At 62.8% G+C, this 18,077-nt stretch carries 16 protein-coding genes and 1 tRNA gene; 9 read left to right on the forward strand and 8 right to left on the reverse strand.

Going from position 1 to position 18,077, the window contains the following annotated elements:
- The first annotated feature begins 82 nt into the window (after window positions 1-82).
- The 4 genes from AC1DWF_RS07670 to ppa all read left to right on the forward strand — a co-directional run bounded on the left by AC1DWF_RS07670 (window position 83) and on the right by ppa (window position 2,789).
- On the forward strand, window positions 83-868 hold the full coding sequence (locus AC1DWF_RS07670; protein ID WP_476841576.1) for a TPM domain-containing protein: 786 nt from the start codon (window positions 83-85) through the stop codon (window positions 866-868).
- A 6-nt stretch (window positions 869-874) separates the two neighbouring features.
- Window positions 875-1,513 (forward strand): TPM domain-containing protein, encoded by a 639-nt coding sequence (locus AC1DWF_RS07675; protein WP_476783299.1) that lies wholly within the window; start codon window positions 875-877, stop codon window positions 1,511-1,513.
- A 128-nt stretch (window positions 1,514-1,641) separates the two neighbouring features.
- Entirely contained in the window at window positions 1,642-2,148 is a 507-nt protein-coding gene (locus tag AC1DWF_RS07680) for an N-acetyltransferase family protein (protein ID WP_476783300.1), read from the forward strand.
- Window positions 2,149-2,252: 104 nt separating this feature from the next.
- Window positions 2,253-2,789, forward strand: coding sequence for an inorganic diphosphatase (ppa, locus tag AC1DWF_RS07685; RefSeq protein WP_476841569.1), 537 nt, complete (start codon window positions 2,253-2,255; stop codon window positions 2,787-2,789).
- A gap of 117 nt (window positions 2,790-2,906) precedes the next feature.
- Here ppa and AC1DWF_RS07690 read toward each other — a convergent pair whose 3' ends face one another.
- Together AC1DWF_RS07690 and AC1DWF_RS07695 are read right to left on the reverse strand one after the other, a co-directional pair.
- Window positions 2,907-3,221, reverse strand: a complete 315-nt coding sequence (locus tag AC1DWF_RS07690) for a DUF167 family protein (RefSeq protein WP_476787809.1) — start codon at window positions 3,219-3,221, stop codon at window positions 2,907-2,909.
- 6 nt (window positions 3,222-3,227) lie between these two features.
- On the reverse strand, window positions 3,228-3,518 hold the full coding sequence (locus tag AC1DWF_RS07695) for a YggT family protein (RefSeq protein ID WP_476783303.1): 291 nt from the start codon (window positions 3,516-3,518) through the stop codon (window positions 3,228-3,230).
- Between the two features lie 252 nt (window positions 3,519-3,770).
- On the opposite strand from AC1DWF_RS07695, the gene AC1DWF_RS07700 reads away from it, so the two are divergent.
- Both AC1DWF_RS07700 and AC1DWF_RS07705 read left to right on the forward strand, forming a co-directional pair.
- Window positions 3,771-3,846, forward strand: a tRNA-Ala gene (locus AC1DWF_RS07700).
- 313 nt (window positions 3,847-4,159) lie between these two features.
- Window positions 4,160-5,170, forward strand: coding sequence for an Lnb N-terminal periplasmic domain-containing protein (locus AC1DWF_RS07705; protein WP_476783304.1), 1,011 nt, complete (start codon window positions 4,160-4,162; stop codon window positions 5,168-5,170).
- Window positions 5,171-5,199: 29 nt separating this feature from the next.
- Here AC1DWF_RS07705 and AC1DWF_RS07710 read toward each other — a convergent pair whose 3' ends face one another.
- Window positions 5,200-7,248, reverse strand: coding sequence for a TonB-dependent receptor domain-containing protein (locus tag AC1DWF_RS07710; protein WP_476787817.1), 2,049 nt, complete (start codon window positions 7,246-7,248; stop codon window positions 5,200-5,202).
- Window positions 7,249-7,532: 284 nt separating this feature from the next.
- Between AC1DWF_RS07710 and AC1DWF_RS07715 the strand changes: the two genes are divergently transcribed.
- Complete coding sequence (locus AC1DWF_RS07715) at window positions 7,533-9,029, forward strand: glycosyl transferase family protein (protein ID WP_476781946.1); 1,497 nt, start codon at window positions 7,533-7,535, stop codon at window positions 9,027-9,029.
- On the opposite strand, the gene AC1DWF_RS07720 is transcribed toward AC1DWF_RS07715, so the two are convergent.
- Window positions 9,004-10,098, reverse strand: a complete 1,095-nt coding sequence (locus AC1DWF_RS07720; protein WP_476787810.1) for a fatty acid desaturase — start codon at window positions 10,096-10,098, stop codon at window positions 9,004-9,006. The genes AC1DWF_RS07715 and AC1DWF_RS07720 overlap by 26 nt on opposite strands.
- 225 nt (window positions 10,099-10,323) lie before the next feature.
- On the opposite strand from AC1DWF_RS07720, the gene AC1DWF_RS07725 reads away from it, so the two are divergent.
- Entirely contained in the window at window positions 10,324-11,589 is a 1,266-nt protein-coding gene (locus tag AC1DWF_RS07725; protein ID WP_476781948.1) for an AGE family epimerase/isomerase, read from the forward strand.
- Between the two features lie 37 nt (window positions 11,590-11,626).
- Here the strand turns inward: AC1DWF_RS07725 and AC1DWF_RS07730 are convergent, their stop codons facing one another.
- A complete protein-coding gene (locus tag AC1DWF_RS07730; protein WP_476781949.1) occupies window positions 11,627-13,636 on the reverse strand; it encodes an acyltransferase family protein in 2,010 nt (669 codons plus the stop codon).
- A 322-nt stretch (window positions 13,637-13,958) separates the two neighbouring features.
- Between AC1DWF_RS07730 and AC1DWF_RS07735 the strand changes: the two genes are divergently transcribed.
- Window positions 13,959-15,200, forward strand: coding sequence for an MFS transporter (locus AC1DWF_RS07735; RefSeq protein WP_476781950.1), 1,242 nt, complete (start codon window positions 13,959-13,961; stop codon window positions 15,198-15,200).
- Between the two features lie 61 nt (window positions 15,201-15,261).
- Here AC1DWF_RS07735 and AC1DWF_RS07740 read toward each other — a convergent pair whose 3' ends face one another.
- From AC1DWF_RS07740 to AC1DWF_RS07750, 3 genes are read right to left on the reverse strand one after another with little or no spacing between them, the layout of a single operon-like run.
- Window positions 15,262-15,969 carry a glutamine amidotransferase gene (locus AC1DWF_RS07740; RefSeq protein ID WP_476781951.1) on the reverse strand — a complete coding sequence of 236 codons (708 nt, stop codon included), beginning with the start codon at window positions 15,967-15,969 and terminating at the stop codon, window positions 15,262-15,264.
- Window positions 15,970-15,976: 7 nt separating this feature from the next.
- Complete coding sequence (locus AC1DWF_RS07745) at window positions 15,977-16,456, reverse strand: tellurite resistance TerB family protein (RefSeq protein WP_476781952.1); 480 nt, start codon at window positions 16,454-16,456, stop codon at window positions 15,977-15,979.
- Window positions 16,457-16,502: 46 nt separating this feature from the next.
- The gene (locus tag AC1DWF_RS07750) at window positions 16,503-18,077 is read right to left on the reverse strand and encodes a heme biosynthesis HemY N-terminal domain-containing protein (RefSeq protein WP_476781953.1); all 1,575 of its coding nucleotides are present in this window, start codon (window positions 18,075-18,077) and stop codon (window positions 16,503-16,505) included.

Below are 18,077 nucleotides of genomic sequence, written 5' to 3' on the forward strand. Positions count from 1 at the left end.
GTCCCGGCAGGGGGATGAGGGGCAGCGCAAAGCTTCCCGCGCTTGGGCGGTTCTTTTCGTCGTCGTAGCTGCTTTCGTTTGGCTGTTTTCACTTCCCGCCCTCGCCGCTGAACTCCCCACCCTCACCGGCCGCGTCGTCGACAATGCCGGTATCATCGACCCGGCAACCGAAGCCGCACTCGTCCAGAAGCTGGCCGATTTCGAAAAAAAGTCTTCCGACCAGATCGTCGTCGCCACCGTTCCCAGTCTCGACGGCGAGGAGATCGAACCCTACGCCAACCGACTGTACCGCGCCTGGAAGCTCGGCCAGGCCGGCGAAGACAACGGCGTGCTTTTGGTCGTCGCGCCCAACGAGCGGCGCATGCGCATCGAGGTCGGCTATGGCCTGGAAGGCGTGCTGACCGACCTGCACACCAAGCTGATCATCGAAAACACCATGGTGCCGGCCTTTCGCGCCGGCGATTTTTCCGGCGGTATTTCCAAGGCCGTCGACGACATCGTCATGGTGGTCGAGGGCGACGGCGCCGAGCTCGAGGCCCGTGCCAAGCGTAACGAACAGACCGGCCTGACGGGCATGAGCGAAGACGACATCATTTTCTTCGTATTCGTCGCGCTGTGGATAGCCCTGTTCTTCGGCGGCATGGCGATGGCGGTCTTGCCGCGCATCTACGGCCGCAAGCTCGGGCCTGGCCGCTACATCTGGCTCGGCATGACCTTCAACTACGCCCAAGGCTCGGGCGGCGGTGGCGGGTGGAGTTCAGGCGGTGGTGGCTGGTCCGGTGGCGGTGGCGGTTGGTCCTCAGGCGGCGGTGGCTTCTCGGGTGGAGGCGGTTCGTCCGGCGGCGGCGGTTCTTCGGGGAGCTGGTAAGACGACATGACCCAAACCACGCTCAAACCCGGCGACCACCAACGCATCGCCACTGCCATCAGCGCCGCCGAGGCCGAAACGGCTGGCGAGATCTACTGCGTCGTCGCCCACCGCAGCGACGGCTATTTCTTCGCGGCAGCCTTTGCCGTCACTGTCGGGGTCCTGCTCGTCAGCCTGGCGGCAGCGTTCGCGCTCGAACATTGGTGGGTCGCGGTGCGGCTGCCGCATTTTGTCATCGTCCAGCTGCTTGCGGTCGCGGCCGCCTGCGCGCTGTTGTGGTGGGCACCTGGCTTGCGCATCTGGCTGGTGCCGCGCCGCCTGCTCTGGCGTGCCGCGCACGCCAATGCGCTTAGGCAGTTCTATGCCCGCAACATTCACCTGACGACGTCGCGCACGGGCGTGCTGGTCTTCGTCTCGCTGGCCGAGCGTTATGCCGAGGTCGTCGCCGATGCGGGCATCAACGCCAAGGTGCCACAACATGCCTGGGACGGCATCGTCGGCGACCTGATGGAGCAGGCCCGCGAAAACCGCCTCGCCGATGGCTTTGTTTCGGCCGTCGCCACTGTCGGGGCGCTGCTTTCCGAGCATTTCCCGGTGTCATCGGACGACGTCAACGAACTCGACGATCACCTCGTCGAAATCTAGCTTGCCGCCAAGGTGAGTCCATTTGGACACACCATGGCGTGATCCTCGTTCCCAATCGTGTGAAAGGCCTCTCCGCTAGCTGGCGGACTCTTTGCAACGGTCGAAACGCGGTTTATGGTTAAGAAACTATGAACACGCTGACCATCGACATCAGAAAAGCCGAGCCGCGCGATGCCCACGCCATCGCCGAGGTACACCATGAGGCTTGGCGCGGTGCCTACTCCGGCATCATTCCCCATCGCGCGCTGACAACCATGATCAACCGCCGCGGCGGCGAATGGTGGGCCAATGCGATCAGGCGCGCTGCGACCGTCCTGGTCATCGAGATCGGCGGCAAGGTCGCCGGCTACGCCACGCTCGGCCGCAACCGCGCCCGCGAGCTCAAGCAGCAAGGCGAGATTTACGAACTCTACCTTCGCCCCGAATGCCAGGGCATTGGTCTCGGCAGCCGCCTGTTCGCCGCTGCCCGCCAGCGCCTCGCCGACCACGGCCTCAAGGGTATGGTGGTATGGGCGCTCGAGGAAAACGAGAACGCCCTGTCCTTCTACACTGGTGCTGGCGGCCGCGACATCGCCGAAGGCGTCGAGGTCTTCGACCAGAAGGCACTGAAAAAGGTCGCCTTCGTCTGGGAATGATCCCTGGCTGACCAAAGTCGCTCGCCTTTGGTCGAATCAATATTGCATTGCACACGCGGCCCAAGGCGTTTATCGGGAGGCACCTTTAATCTGGAGCTTTCCCAATGCGCATCGACGCCATTTCGATCGGCAAGAATCCGCCCGAAGATGTCAACGTGATCGTCGAGGTGCCCGTTGGCGGGCAGCCGATCAAGTATGAGATGGACAAGGAAGCCGGCACGCTCGTCGTCGACCGTTTCCTCTACACCCCGATGCACTATCCGGGTAATTACGGTTTCGTGCCGCACACGCTCTCCGGCGACGGCGACCCGATCGACGTKCTGGTCTGCAACACCCGCCAGCTCATCCCCGGCTGCGTCATCAATGTGCGCCCGATCGGCGTGCTGGTGATGGAAGACAATGCCGGCCAGGACGAGAAGGTCATCGCCGTGCCCTCGCCCAAGCTGACCCGCCGCTACGAAAACGTCTTCAACMACACCGACCTGCCCGAGATCACGCTTCAGCAGATCGAGCACTTCTTTGCCCACTACAAGGATCTGGAGCCCGGCAAGTGGGTCAAGATCGAGGGCTGGCACGACGCGGACTACGCCAAGAAGATGATCGTGGAAGCCATCGAGCGCGCCAAGCAGCTCAAGGCCTGAGGCCTCTCGGGCTGGACAGGTTCAATCGCCAAAGGGCGCGGCCGGCTCAGCTGACCGCGCCCTCATTTTGTGTCTCATCGTCCGAATTGAACGGCGGCTCGCCGGCAGAGTACGCGCTCAGCCCTTCGCCAACGCCACCAACAGCCTGGCCAGGTCGCCGGCATCGCCTGCGATGCGCACGGTCTTCAGCCGCGACGTGCCGCCGGCGACCACCGACACTGACTTCTTGGGAATGCCGAGTGCCGTGGCGAGCAACTTTTCGAGCGCCGCATTGGCCTCGCCTTTTTCCGGCGCCGCGCGCACCCGTGCCGTCAGATGACTGCGCCCGTCGGCCGTCTGCTCGATGCCTTCGACAGCGTCCTTCGAGGAGCGTGGCGTCAGCCGTACGAACAACTCGAGCCCGTCGTCACGCTCCCTGAAGAAGCCGGACATGACGCGTCAGATGACGAGCGGCGCCACCGTGGTCAAGATGAACTGGCGCACGAAAAACAGCAACAGCAACAGGATGATCGGCGAGATGTCGATGCCACCGAGATCGGGCATCAAGCGGCGAATCGGCCGCAGCGCCGGTTCGGTCAGCCTGAACAGCATGTTGCCGATGGTGCCGACGACCTGGTTGCGCGGATTGACCACGTTGAAAGCATAGAGCCAGGAGAAGATCGCCGAAGCGATGATGATCCACCAATACAGGTCGAGGGCCAGAACGATCGTCTGAATGAGGGCGAGCATGCCGTTCTCCAATGAATTGCCGACATTTAGCCATTGCACGCCTGAGCGGCAAGCCCCGCCGCCGCCTGCGTACGCGCCGCGACGGGGACACGCCACGGATTTTTTGCTCCACTTGTCAGATTTGGCGGCTGCACCTGCCTTCAGAGCCGCATTGCGGTCAACACCTTTCGTCACCGTGCTATATCGCCCCTACGTCAACTGCTCGCTTGACAGACGCCGCGCGCAGCCAATAAATGCGGCCATCCGCTGGACGGGGCTGTAGCTCAGCTGGGAGAGCGCGTCGTTCGCAATGACGAGGTCAGGAGTTCGATCCTCCTCAGCTCCACCAGCGGATCAATTGGCTGATTTCCTCAGGATCAAGATCATTGCGCGGCCGCCCGAGCGCACTCCTGGAAGCGTAATGCGCCCATCCGCGCGGTTTTTGGCAATCGCGTCGGAAGGATGAAGGACGCATGGGTTTTGGATGGACATTGACGTCGCTGTCGAGGAAGCGCGCCTAGCGTCCCAATGCCCTCTTTGCTTCATGTTCGACAGGCCACCCACTCTCGACTCATCGACTTCAGTCGGGTAGCGCTTGGCGAAGGGACTTGATCGGCTGCCCTGAGCCGCCGTCAAACATGGAAAGCTGGCTGGACGTGAGATTGCGAAGCACCCTGCGGATCGTTTCCGCGATCATTCTCACGCTCGTCATCGTCGTTGCGACAGCCTGGGCCGCTCTTGCCCTGTGGTACCGGCTGCCTCTGCCAGAACTGGCCCGAGGGCTCGCCGCATGCCTGTTTGCCCTGCTCGGCTTCGCCACCGCCATTGCCCTGTTCAGCCGCTGGCACCTTCGTACGCTTGTGCCTTTCGCGGCCGCCTTCGCCGCGGTCCTATTGTGGTGGAGCACCATCCATCCGCCCGAACACGCCGATTTCGCGCCCGATGTCTCGCGTCAGGTGACGGGAACGCGCGACGGCGACATGCTGACGCTGACCTATGTTCGCGATTTCGAATGGCGCAGCAGAACCGACTTCACCGAGCGCTGGACGACCAGGACCTATGACCTGACCAAGCTCCAGACACTCGACCTGTTCATGTCCTACTGGGCCGGACCGGAAATGGCCCATGTCATCATGAGCTTCGGTTTCGAAGGTGGCGACTATCTCGCCTGGTCGATCGAAGTGCGGCGGCTCAATGGTGGCGCATTCTCGCCGCTCGCCGATCTGTTCAAAAGCAATGCCCTTGTCATCATCGCAGCCGATGAGCGCGACGTCGTCGGCGTCCGATCGAACGTCCGGGGCGAAGACGTCCAGCTTTATCGCCTCAGGGCTTCGCCGCAAGCCGCCAAGGCATTGCTGCTCGAGTATGTCGCTGATGCCAATGCGCTGGCAAAGACGCCGCGTTTTTACAACTCGATCACCACCAACTGCACCACCGTCATCGTCAAGATGATCCGTGCGGTTGGCGACATGATCCCGCTCGACTGGCGCCTGATCGTCAACGGCTACCTTCCCGAATATACCTATGATCAAGGGGCGCTCGATAGCCAGCTATCGATGCAGGAACTGCGCGAGCGCGCCCATATCCGTGAGCGCGCGCAGGCAGCCGGGCTGACCCCTGATTTTTCGCAGCTTATCCGCGTCGGCGTGCCCTCGCCTGTTCGGGCCGAGTAAGCGACGCGACGCGGCAGGAACCGACAGGGTCAGAAACTCGTCGTCAAGCTCACCCACAAGCGTCTGCCTTCCATCACAGCGTTATGCTCGGAGGTCTCAACCCTCTCGTCCAGCAGGTTGTAGACAGCGGCGTTCATCACGAAGTTTTCGGTGAACGCATAGGTGGCGCCCAGGTCGACGGTGGCATAGGCATCGTATTTGCGGCCAACCACCCCCTTGATCGCGACCGGTTTGCCGATTGTTCCAATGCGGGGGCCAGCGTTGATCTCGGCACCGTGATAGTTTGCAGATGCCCAGGCCGAAAGCCCATCCATCGGTGTTATCCAGTCGAGGCGTAGATTGGCCGTATGCTCAGGCGTGCGGGAGAGCGAGAAGCCGGCATAGACGCCTGTCTGCTGTTCGGAATGGGTGTAGGTATAGCTGCCACGGATCGAAAGCGCATCGGTCGCCTCCCAGCTCGCTGTCAGTTCCAGCCCCTGTATGATGGCGTCGTCGATGTTGTAATTGTACCAGAGGCGATAGTTGGGGTCTTCGCTCCAGCGCACCGGTTTGCCCGCACTGTCGAGCACCGGGGCATTGGCGATCTTGTCCTTGAAATCGGTGTAGAAATACGTCGCCCCCAAGGTGATGCCGTCATGGTTGTCCCACAGCGCGCCCAATTCAAAGCTGGTGCTGGTCTCCGCCCTGAGGTTTGGGTCGGCGATGATGACGCCGCAGGAGCCGTTCGGGCCATAGGTGCAGCCACCGCCACCGGTCGTGTAGGCATAGCCAGGTGAAATCGCCCGCACATCGGGCGCGCGGAAGCCCGTCGAGATGCCCCCTTTCAGCGTTAGCTGATCCGTGGGATTCCAGACGCCGTACAGCCGTGGGCTCGGGTGCGAGCCATATTCCTGGTGATTGTCCAGCCTGAGCCCGCCGGTCAGGGCAAAGCTGTCGGAGAGCCTCCATTCGTCTTCGGCAAACAGCGCCCACTGCAGGATCTGAAACTGCTCGTCACGGCTTGTCCTGCGGCCGGGATTCTGGTCGGTCAGCAATGCATCGAACACCTGCCCGCCCGTCACCAGCGTGTGCGAGCCGAGAAGCTCAAACGGCGTGGTGAACTTGCCATCGAGGACGGAGTTGCGGATTTCGGGCGAGCGAGGGTTTTCCACGAAGTCACGGCGCTTCTTGTCCCAGTTGAAGTTGCTGCGCTCGGCCCATTCCTGCTGGAACGAGAATTCGGAGGTCGTCCAGCCCCAGTCGCCGATATGCGTCAGCGACCAGTGATCGCGATCGTTGTTGTTGTATGTCGAAATGCCGTTTTCAGCGAGCGTCTGGCCGGTGTTTGCCTCGCGCCGTAGCCGCGACGTGCCGCCCTCAAGCCGGAATTCGTGATTTTCGTTCGGCACGAAAGTCAGCCGGCCGCCGAGCGTGCCTTCCTTGGCACCGGTGATGCCGCCGAGCAGCGAATCCTCGCCGCGCTTCAGTCCCTGGCCCCAGACCTGCAGGCCAAGCGAGTCCTTGAGGACAGGCCCGTTGAGATAGAATGTCCCTTGGCCAGTATCTCCAAATTCGCTGTGCTGCTGCACGGTCCCGTCGGTCGTGAACGAGCCCGACCACGTCTCGCCTACCTTGCGGGTGATGATGTTGATGACGCCGCCCATCGCGTCCGAGCCGTAAAGCGACGACATCGGCCCGCGAACGACCTCGATCCGCTCGATCGCCGCAAGCGGCGGCAAGAAGCTTTGCTCGAAACCGGCATTGCCATTAGCGCGCGCCTCACGTGTGCTCTGGCGCTTGCCGTCGACGAGGATCAGCGTGTACTGGCCCAGCAATCCCCGGATGAAGATATCCTTTTCGTTGGCCGGACCGGTCACGGTGACGCCTTGGACGTCGCGCAAGGCATCTGTCAGGTCGCGAAACGTGCCCCTCTTCAGTTCCTCGCGCGAAACAACGGTAATGCTCGCCGGAGCATCCTTGACGTTCTGCTCGAAGCCGGACGCAGTCACCACAAGCTGCGGCAGGACCGTGGTGTCGCTGGCCGCGGCCCGCTTTTGCGAGGTCTGCGCGAAAGCGGCGGAAGACACGAGCAATGCCATGGCCGACAGGCAGGTGCAGGCAAGCAACATGTGGACCCGAGGCAACCTGGCCTGCCTGACGCGCGCTCGACTGAAGCCCATGCGGCCTGCCCGGACAGCATCCATACGGTTGAAATTATTCATGAAAGCGCCCCATCACTTAAACTTGAGTATAAAAGTCTTCTTATTTATCGAATAGGGACGGTCAACCTTGGTGTTTGCGAGCGATTCCAAATTCAGAAAAACGCAATTTGGACCCGCGCCGGCATCTCGCCTGGGGTCTTCGCGTTTGATGACGAGTGGGCATGGACAGAACCGACCTGCATAAAGACCTGCCGCAAAAGTCGGCGAACCCAACCGGCGACGCTGCGGAGCCGCGTCTTGGCCAGCTCCGCCTGCTGGTGGCGCTGGATGCGCTTTTGGTTGAGGGCAGCGTCGGCAAGGCCGCCGCGAGGATGGGCCTTGGCGCTCCCGCCATGAGCCGGCTCCTGAAGCAGATTCGCGACCTCTATGGCGATCCGATCCTGATCAGGAGCGCACGTGGCATGGTGCCCACGCCATTCGCCGAAACGCTGCGCCTGCGGCTGCGGGCGGTGGCGGCGGAGACCGAACATCTGCTCGACCCGAAACGGGACGCAGATACTGGCGCAGCTTCTTCGGGCGCGCCCGATTGGAACCACGCCACGATCATCGATGCGCCGCCGCTTGCCATGCGTCCCAGCCTCTATCTGGAAGGAGAGCCGCTGCCGGCCGACTTTGCCCGCAAGCTGGCATCGATCGGCGGGGATGCCGCTCCTCGGCAAAGACTTGCCAGGCATATCGCAACGATCGGCGCCGGTACCGGCGGCGCCCGGCCACTATCCCTGGAGGAGGCAGACGAGGCGTTCTCGCTGCTGCTTGCCGGCGAGGCCGACCCCATACAGGTGGGGGCACTGCTGGTCGTCTTGCAGTATCGCGGACTGACGGCTGTCGAACTTGCGGGGCTGACAAGGGCAAGTCGGCGCCATCTCGATCCTTCTACGAGTCCGCCAAGGTTTGCCGATCTCGACTGGCCCGCCTATGTGTCGCCGAAATCGAGATCTGCCCCTTGGTTTCTGCAGGCCGCCCGGCTTGTGGCGGATGCTGGCTGCCGCGTTCTCCTGCACGGCAACAGCGGCAACGGGGCGGCAAGAGGCACGATCGGGATGGCAGCAGGCGCCATCGGCATTCCTGTCGCGGCGAACGTCACCGAAGCGAAAGAAATCCTGCAGGCGCAGCGCATCGCCTATCTGCCGCTCGCAGCGATGTCAGCGCAGCTTCATGGTTTGCTCGGCATATACAATCTTCTGGAGATGCGCTCGCCGCTCAGTGCCGTCGTGCACCTGCTCAACCCGCTGAACGCCGACGCTAGCCTGCTCGCGGCGTTTCGGCCCAACTACCGCGATCTGCACCGGGATGCTGCCGCCTTGCTCGACTGGCCGAGACTCGGCATTTTGGGCAACAGCCGCGATGTGGCGCAGGCCACGCCCTTTCGGGCGACGACCATGTTTACGCTCGACAATGGCAAAGCCGGCGAATTGCTCATTGCCTCGCAACCTCGGCCCAAGGCCGAGCTGCCGACAGGCCTCACCAGCTTCGAATACTGGCGGGCGGTGTGGTTTGGGAAAGCAAGGGACGAAACGGCGGAACGAATTGTCGTCGATACCGCCGCTGCCGCATTTGTGGCGTTAAACCCGATGCTGGCCTTCGACGATGCCCGTCGCCGGGCCGCAGAGTGCTGGCGCAGGCGCCTGGCGCCTACCTCAGCGCTTCAGCAAAGGTGACCAGGCGCCGGCGGTTCTCGCACCAAAGCGCGAGATTGATGCAGCCCACGCTCTTCCAGAAGGTCAGCTTGACGGTCTTGCTCGCATCGCGAAGCTCGGCATTGCTGTCGAAGCAGGCCTGCAGGCGGTAGAACGGCACGCGGCTGCACAAATGATGGATGTGGTGCAGGCCGATCGACCCGGTAAGCCACTGGGGCACCGCGGGCAAGGCATACCACGAGCTGCCGCCAAATGCCGCGACATGCAGGTCCCAGGCATCGCCGGCATCCCAGCGCGTCTCTTCGAACTGATGCTGGACATAAAACAGCCAGCCGCCGACCCAGGCACCCATCACCACGACCGGCAGTACCGCCAGCATCACAGCCCAGCCGGCCAGAAGCACAAGCCCGCCATAGACGACAACCAGTGCCACATTGAGCCCGCCAGCGCTGCGCCAGGCTTCGACGCGCGGAATGGCTTCGTTGTAGGGCAACCGGTGCATGATCAGGAAATAGATCGGCACGCCGATCACGATCAGAATGAACGGATTGCGGTAGATGCGGTACATCAGCCGCTGGCTGGTGGTCATCGCCTCATATTCGGCGACTGTGCGCGTATCGATGTCGCCGATGCCGCGCTTGTCGAGATTGCCCGACGAGCCGTGATGCACGGCGTGCGCCTTCTGCCACAGCGTATAGGGCGTGAAGGTGAAGACGCTCAGCACCCGGCCGATCATCCGGTTCGCTTCGCGCGAGCTGGTGAACGAGCCATGGCCGCAATCGTGCTGGATCGCAAACAGCCTGACCAGGAACGCGGCACAGACCGGCGCCACAAGCGCCAGCAAAAGCCAACGCCAGCCGCCGAGCACTGGCTCGGCATAAGCGGCGAGCCAGACCAAGGCCGCGCCCATCGCCAGGAACGGCACCAGCGTCACCGCCAATTCGAACGCCGCGCGGCGGTCGTCTGGATCGCGAAAGCGATTGCAATGCGATGCAAGCCGGCGAACCAGCGCTTTTTCAGCAGCATGACCTGCAGCCTGTGCAGACCCTGTAGGCAGGTCGTCCGCCGTGGACGACATCAATTTCGTCATTTAGTCCCCGAAATCTCGCTGCCAACTCGGTCAAGCGCGCCATTTGTCCATAAAGCGCGGCAAGCGCCATGGCTAGTGGCACCACCGTGGCATATTTGCTGAATCCAGCGTCCATGCACCGCTGCACGCAAATCATGGCGTTTTCCTGTTGAGTGCTTGCGCCATAACGTCTTAGGTCGCGGGTATCAGTCAGGATGGACCACCTGCCGCAGAGGAACTTGATCCATGGCTTCTTTGGAAATACCCGCCGGCTCGGCCAAATGGACGACGCTCCAAAGCCATCGCCTGTGGCTGATGCAGCAGGCTGACGCGCTGTTTTCCTTCTTTGAGCGCCAAAGCCTCAATCCGCTCGGCGGCTTTTATGACCTCGACGATCACGGCCGACCGCTGGTGCCTGGCGCCGTTCCAGGCAAATTCGCCGGCCGCCAGATCCATGCCACCACCCGCATGGTCCACTGCTTTTCCATCGCCCATCTGCTTGGCCGGCCCGGCGCCGACACACTTGTCGACCACGGCATGGATTTTCTGTGGAACGGCCATCGCGACGCGGTCGATGGCGGTTATTTCTGGGGTGTCGGCTATGACGGGCCGACCAACGACACCAAGCAGGCCTATGGCCACGCCTTCGTGCTGCTCGCCGCCTCGAGCGCCAAGGTCGCCGGCCATCCCGACGCCGATCGCCTGCTGACCGACATCTCGACAATCCTCTCCGAGAAATTCTGGGAAGAGGCACACGGCGCGGTGGCGGAAGAATTCACCCGCGACTGGAAACCCTTCGACAGCTATCGCGGCCAGAATTCCAACATGCACCTGACCGAGGCGCTGATGGCCGCCTTTGAAGCGACTGGCGACAGCACCTATTTGTCGATGGCCGAACGCATCGCCGACCTGATCATCCGCCGCCATTCAGCCGCCGCCGGCTGGCGCCTGCCCGAACATTTCAGCGCCGACTGGAAGGTCGACCGCGACTATTCCGGCGACCCGATGTTCCGCCCATACGGCACCACTCCCGGCCATTCGCTCGAATGGGCGCGGCTTTTGCTGCAGCTTTGGGAACTCGGCGGCCACAAGCTCGCCTGGCTGCCCGACGCCGCAAAGAACCTGTTCGGACAGGCAACCGCCGATGGCTGGGACGTCGCTAAGGGCGGCTTTTACTACACGCTCGAATGGGACGGCTCGGCCCGCATCAAGGACCGCTACTGGTGGCCGTGCTGCGAGGCACTCGGTGCGGCCAGCTTTCTCAACGCCATCGATGGCGACCAAGCCTATGAGGAGTGGTACCGGCGCATCTGGAGCTTCTGCGCCACCCGCTTCATCGACCGCACCAATGGTGGCTGGCACGCCCAGCTCGACAACGATCTCAAGCCGAATGCCGGCCCGTTCTACGGCAAGCCCGACATCTACCACGCGCTCCAGGCCTGCCTGATCCCGCTTTTGCCGACCACCGGCAGCATCACGCGGGGCCTCGCCACAACCCGCGTCCAGATCTAGCGATTCAGAACTACAATCAAAGCGTGCGAGCCGAGGCTCACCGCCAATGCGCCGCCACCTGATTGCCGAAGATCGCGCGCTGCATCGAACCGGCCAGCGTCGCCGCATAGGGCGTGGCGATGTGGTGCCGATCACGGAAGGTCAGCTTGCCGCCGATCATCGCCGGACAGGTGACGTCATTGCAGAATAGTTCTGTAAGATCGACATATCTGACGCCCGCCAGACCGGCAGTCGCTGCCTGTTCGGCCTGGGACACCCGCTCGTCGATCGCTTCGTTTCTCGGCGTGTCGCAGACGCTCGATTTCCTGCCCTGCCACAACGAGCGGGCGACGCAGCGGTCGAGATACGACTTGTGCACGGGAACGTCCCTGAGCAGGACGACCTCGGCGTTTGTGTCGCGAAGTGCCTTGAGCGACGCCCGCAGGCCCTCGGCCCAGACATTGCGGCTGACAAGATGGTCCAGACCGCCATTCACGTCATTTTCGACATAGCTGTACGAAAACTGCGCAACAATCACCGTGTCGGGCTTCAGTTCGGCGATTTCTTTCATCGCTGATTTCCGCCACGCGTCGCATTCGGAATAGGCCCGCATCAGGCGCACGTTCCATGTCGGCACCGCCGCGACCGAACAGGAGGATTTCAGATACGTCACCACGCGCCAGTTGTTGGCCTCGGCGACCTTTGCCAGTGGCGTCGACCAATGGTCGGCATGCGAATCGCCGAAAAGCACGATCGTCTTTCGCGGCTGGGATGCGCCGAGACTGCAGCTGCGCGGTTTCGTTTGCTCGAGGCTGGCGACGCAATTAGTGTCGATCTCGCGCGCCGATGAAGACCGCGCCGCACTCTCCGCGATCAGCTTCTGGTTCGGATCGACACTGCGCGCCGCGATCTGGGACGCCCCATAAGACAACGTCACGCCAAGCGAGGTGAGCAGTGCCGCAAGCCCCAGCGAGCGTGCCGAACCGGCTGAAAGCCAGCCATTCAGCCGCACCGGGTTTTCAACGAAACGATAGCTGAGATAGGACAAGGCAACCGTCACCAGCAGGCACGTCAGCCGGCCGGCGAGCGAAAGGTCGGGCCAAAGGATCGTTGCATAGACGATAACGGGCCAATGCCAGAGATACAGCGAATAAGACAGCCTTCCGGTCCATTGGAACGGTGGCAGCGACAGGAGTGCCGCCGGCCCGGCGGCACTCCGTCGGGCACCGGAAAGCAGCAGCATCGCCGTGCCTGAAACGGGAACAAGCGCGATAAAACCTGGAAAGGGATCGGTTTCCGACACGGTCAGATAGGTCGCTGCGATCAGCCCGATGCCGGCCCAGCCCATCGCAGGCGAGAAACGAAAACCCGAGGCCCACCGTTCGGCAACCGCGAACGAGACAAGACCGCCGACGGCGAATTCCCAGGCGCGCAGCGGCGAGAAATAGAAGGCCCAGGGCTGCGAAACCACAGTCATCCAGGCACTGGCCGCAAACGACACGACCGCAGCCACGCCAAGGAAAAGCACCATGCCTTTTTCGCCCGGTCGAAACCGCGCGGCCAAAAGCAACAATGCCGGCCACAGCAGGTAGAACTGCTCCTCGACCGACAGCGACCAGAAATGCAGGAACGGGTTGTTTGCGGTGTCCGCGGCGAAATAATCGAACGACCAGCGCAGCAGCCACAGATTGATGACATAGCTGGAAGCAAACAGCGCGCCTTTGGCATAGAGCTGCTGTTCCGATGGCGCCAGGATGAAATAGCCGGCCGCAAGCGTTACCGCGATCACCAAAAGCGACGCCGGCAGCAGGCGCCGCGCCCGGCGTCCATAGAAGCGCCAGAGGTCGACCGTGCCGCAGCAGTCGATCTCCTGCATCAGGTGCCTGGTGATCAGGTAGCCGGAGATGACAAAGAAGATATCGACGCCGATGAAGCCGCCGGGCAGGTCGGACATGCCGAAATGAAAGGCGACCACGCCGCCCACAGCAATGGCGCGCAGGCCTTCGATGTCGGGCCGAAACGTCGAGGGAGGTGCGCTGATGCCTTCACCCGTGAGCTTGTTGAACATGCCGGCAAGATCGGCGACGTGAGGCGACCGGACAATTCAAACTATGTTGCAATGCAATATGCCGTCCGGCGGGCGATCAGCCCTGGTGCCTTGGAAACAGGGGCGTTGCGGCCCCTCCATTCCGTAACGCGCGGCCGGAATTTTCTCGCCGATAACGCGTAGACATGTCCTGCAGCCTGGGCCGGGCCTCTGGCTATGACAGGCAAAAGCTTTGATCCAGCCACACAAAATCGGCCCGCTGCGCTGGAAACTGCGCTATTGCAGCGCCGTCGGCTCGAAGCGATCTTGGCCGGCGTTGCAACAGGTGCTTTCGCCCGCCCCCATGACATCCCAGCCCGCCACAGCACCCGAACAGCGCTTCGCCGCCTTTCGCCATGGCGCATTCGCGCGTTTCTGGATCGCGCGCTTCCTGGCCACCTTCTCGACCCAGATCATCTCGGTCGGTGTCGGCTGGCAGGTCTATGACCTCACCCGCAATCCTTTCGACCTCGGCCTTGTCGGCGTCATCCAGTTCGCGCCAGCGCTTCTTTTGGTGCTGGTCACTGGCGTCGTCGCCGACCGTTTCGGCCGCAGGCTCATCATGGGTCTGGCAGCCCTTGTCGAGACGGCCTGTGCTGCTGCCCTGCTCGCGCTGATCTACCACGGCCTTGCCAGTCCGCTGCCGATTTTCGGCGTGCTTGCGGTGTTCGGCATTGCGCGCGCCTTCTTCGGCCCGGCCTCGGCCTCACTCGTTGCCAATCTGGTGCCGACTGAGGATTTCGCCAATGCCGTTGCCTGGAATTCGTCGGCCTGGCAAACAGCCACCATCGTCGGACCGGTCGCAGGTGGCCTGCTCTACGGCATCTCGCCGTCGGCTGCTTATGGTGCGGCAACCTGTTTGATGCTCGCCTCGGCGGTCCTGATCTTTTCGATCCCCAAGCCCAGGCAGCGCAGCGAGACCAGCAAGCCATCGGTCGAGACGCTGTTTGCCGGCTTCCGCTACATCTGGGGCGAAAAGATCGTGCTCGGTGCCATCTCGCTCGACTTGTTTGCGGTGCTGTTGTCGGGGGCTGTCGCCCTGTTGCCGATCTACGCCCGCGATATCCTCGAGCTTGGGCCGTGGGGCCTCGGCCTCTTGCGCGCGGCCCCGGGCGTTGGCGCCATCATGGTTGCCGTCTGGCTTGCCGGCCATCCGATCCGCGATCACGCCGGCCGGATCATGTTTTTCTTCGTCGCCTTGTTTGGCGTCTTCACCGCGATATTCGGCTTTTCGACAATACCGTGGCTGTCGATCGTTTGCCTCGCCTTCATCGGCGCCACCGACATGGTCAGCGTCTACATCCGCGAAACGCTGATCCAGCTCTGGACGCCCGACCATGTCCGCGGCCGCGTCAACGCGGTCAACGGCGTCTTCGTCGGCGCCTCCAACGAGCTCGGAGAGTTCCGCGCCGGCACCATGGCCGCCCTCATCGGCACAGCCCCCGCCGTGGTCTTCGGTGGCATCGGTGCCGTGGCGGTCGCCGGAATCTGGGCCTGGACGTTCCCGGCGCTGCGGAAGGTCAGGCGTCTCGACGGAAGGGTGTGACGTTAGGGGAGTAGGGGAATAAGGCAGTAGGGCAGTAGGGCAKTAGAGTTCGCTTACTGCCCTACTGCCCTACATCCCCAAATATCTTCACCAGAAACTCATCAAGCCATCGCTTGAGATGCATGTCCCAGATCAGCCGGCCGCCGAGATGGTCCCGGCCGGGTTGGGCACCGGGCAAGACAAAACGCTCGGCCCCGCGCACCACCCAGCGCTGCATCATCACGCGTGTCAGTTCGGCATGAAACTGGATGCCCCAGGCGTTGTCGCCATAGCGGAAGGCCTGGTTGGGATAGGTGTCGGATGATGCCAGCAGGACCGCATCGCTTGGCAGCGAAAAACCCTCGCGGTGGAACTGGTAGACCATTTCGGGCCAGTGCATCAGCTTGCGGCCGTCGTCGGTCGCCTTGATCGGATACCAGCCAATCTCGACCAGCCCCTCGCCATGGCCCTCGACCTTGCCGCCGAGATGGTTGACCAGCATCTGCGCACCCAGGCAGATGCCGAGGAACGGCCGGTTCTCGACAAGTGGCACGGCCAGCCAATCGGTCTCGCGGCGCACGAACTCGTCGTGATCGTTGGCGCTCATCGGCCCGCCGAACACCACCGCACCGGCATGTCCGTCGAGCGTTTCAGGAAGGTGGTCGCCGAGCGGCGGCCGGCGAATGTCGAGGTCGAAACCGTTCTCCATCAGCACATGGCCGACACGACCGGCGCTGGAATGCTCCTGATGCAGCACCACCAGGATCTTTGATCTCGCCCTCCCCGGCATCGAACCCCTACTCGTTCGTTTCAGATTCGCCGGGAAGCGACGCCTTGCGCGCAGCCTTGCGCTTGGCCTCGATACGGTCGCGGCTGTCGATGCCGATCAGTTCGGCAATGCGCCAGATGGTGTTGTCTTCCATCTCGTGCAGCTCGCCGTCGGCATAGACGATCTCCCACATCATGCCGATGAAGTCCTTGCGCGCCTCCTCATCGAGGCTACGCTTGAGCACGCTGGTGAAGGCATAGAGATCGATTGCCTCGTTGTCGGCCTGCTCACCGGCCTTGATCAGCCGATCGAGTTCAACGCCCGATACGCCGTAACTCTGGCTCAGAAGCTGCTTGGCGCGCTCCCACTCGACGTCCTGCCGGTCGCCGTCGGCATTCATGACGTGATACATCAGCGCCGCTGCGGCCACGCGCGTATCGTCGTCGGGCGAATGCCTGGAACCTGCGGCGGGCAGGTCTTTCAGAAACGAAATCATGCGTTCGAACATAGCCGAATCCTGTTTGAGCAAGCCTAGATCTAGGTTCGGTGGGACATCAAAACAAACGGAACCGCTTCTGGGCGTTTTCCCGCGCCACATCAGGATCGACACCGGGATCGTCGGGCAAGCGGATCGGTTCGACCTTGTCGTCGTCCACGAGCCCTGCGACAGGGTCGGGCGCCGGCGCCACAACCTTCACCGCTTCAGCGCTCTTTTCCGGCTCGATATCACTTTCCACTGTCACATCGACGATATCATCGCCGGCTGGCTGCGCCGCCCGGATCGCCGGGATCGCAACGCGTTCGGCAGGTTCATCATCATGCTGTTCGATCAGATGGCCAAGCCGCTCCTCGGGCGCGCGCCATTCGAAAGCATCGAGCCTGCCGGTAACTGGCGAAAACGGCGCCCAGCGCTCTGATACCACGCCGTCGGCGACCCAGGCGGGGTCGCGCGGCGCACGTACCGCGCGCGACAGCCACTGCCGCACCTTGCCCTGGTCGCCGGTCTGCGCTTCCTCGATGTCGGCGAGCAAAAGATACGCGCCCTCGCGTGGCTGCATCCTGGCCGCAGCTTCGGCCTCGCTGCGGGCAAGCGCATAGTCCTGCGCCTCCAATGCCGCCCGTGCGACGGCGAGCGAGGATTCAGGATGGTTCTGCTTCAAAGACTGCAGCTTCTTTGCCCGCGCCAGCCGGTCAAGCACGGCATCACCGGAACGGCCATGGACGTAGAGCTCGGCGATATCAGGCTGCGGCTCGGCTTTCCACGCAGCCTCAAGCACCTTCGAGCCCTTGCGCACGTCGTTCTGGCGAAACAGCGTCTTGGCGGCAATGATCGCCGCTGGTCCAAATTCCGGCCGCAGGCGGTTGGCTTCGAGTGCTGCGGTACGCGCGGTGTTGAAGTCGCTGTCGAGCAGCGACATCGCCTTGGCACACAGAAGCACCGAACGCCTGTTGTTGGCCACGTCGCGCTCGATCTGGCGCGTCGATTTCTGCGCATCGACAAGGGCCAGCGCCCCGTCCCAGTCGCCGCGCTCGGTCTTTTCCTCAAGCGTCGAATCCGCCGCCCAGCCGAGCTGCGGCGCAAGCCCGGCAGCACGTCCGGCATAGTGGCGCGCAGCTGCCCGGTCGCCCAGCCTCTCGGCCTCAAGATAAAGCCCGCGCAGGCCAAGCAAGCGCATTTCAGGATCGTCGAGCATCGTCTCGAATTTCTGCCGGGCGCCGTCATGGTCGCCTTCCAGCAGCGAGGCCTGGGCGTCGAGCAGATGGATCAGCGGCTCCTGGTCGGAACGGATCAGCTTGGCCGCTTCCTTGTTTTTCTTGCGCGCAAGCGCGGCGTCGCCAGCACCGGCCGCGATCATGCCGGTCGACAGCGCCTGATAGCCCCGGTCGCGCCTACGAGCGCGGAAATGCCGGGCAATCGTGTAGGGGCTGTTCCAAATCGACTTGGTCAGCCACCACAGCAGCATGACAGCCACGACGATTGCGGTGACCGTCACCGCCGCCACCATCAGGCTGACCTTGTACTGATAACCGCTGAAGGTCACCACCATGTCGCCCGGGCGGTCAGCCAGCCAGGCAAAGCCAAGCCCGAGCGCAAAGACGACGGCGAGGAAGAACAGGATGCGGATCAT

It is taken from the genome of Aminobacter sp. P4_D5 (assembly GCF_056401815.1).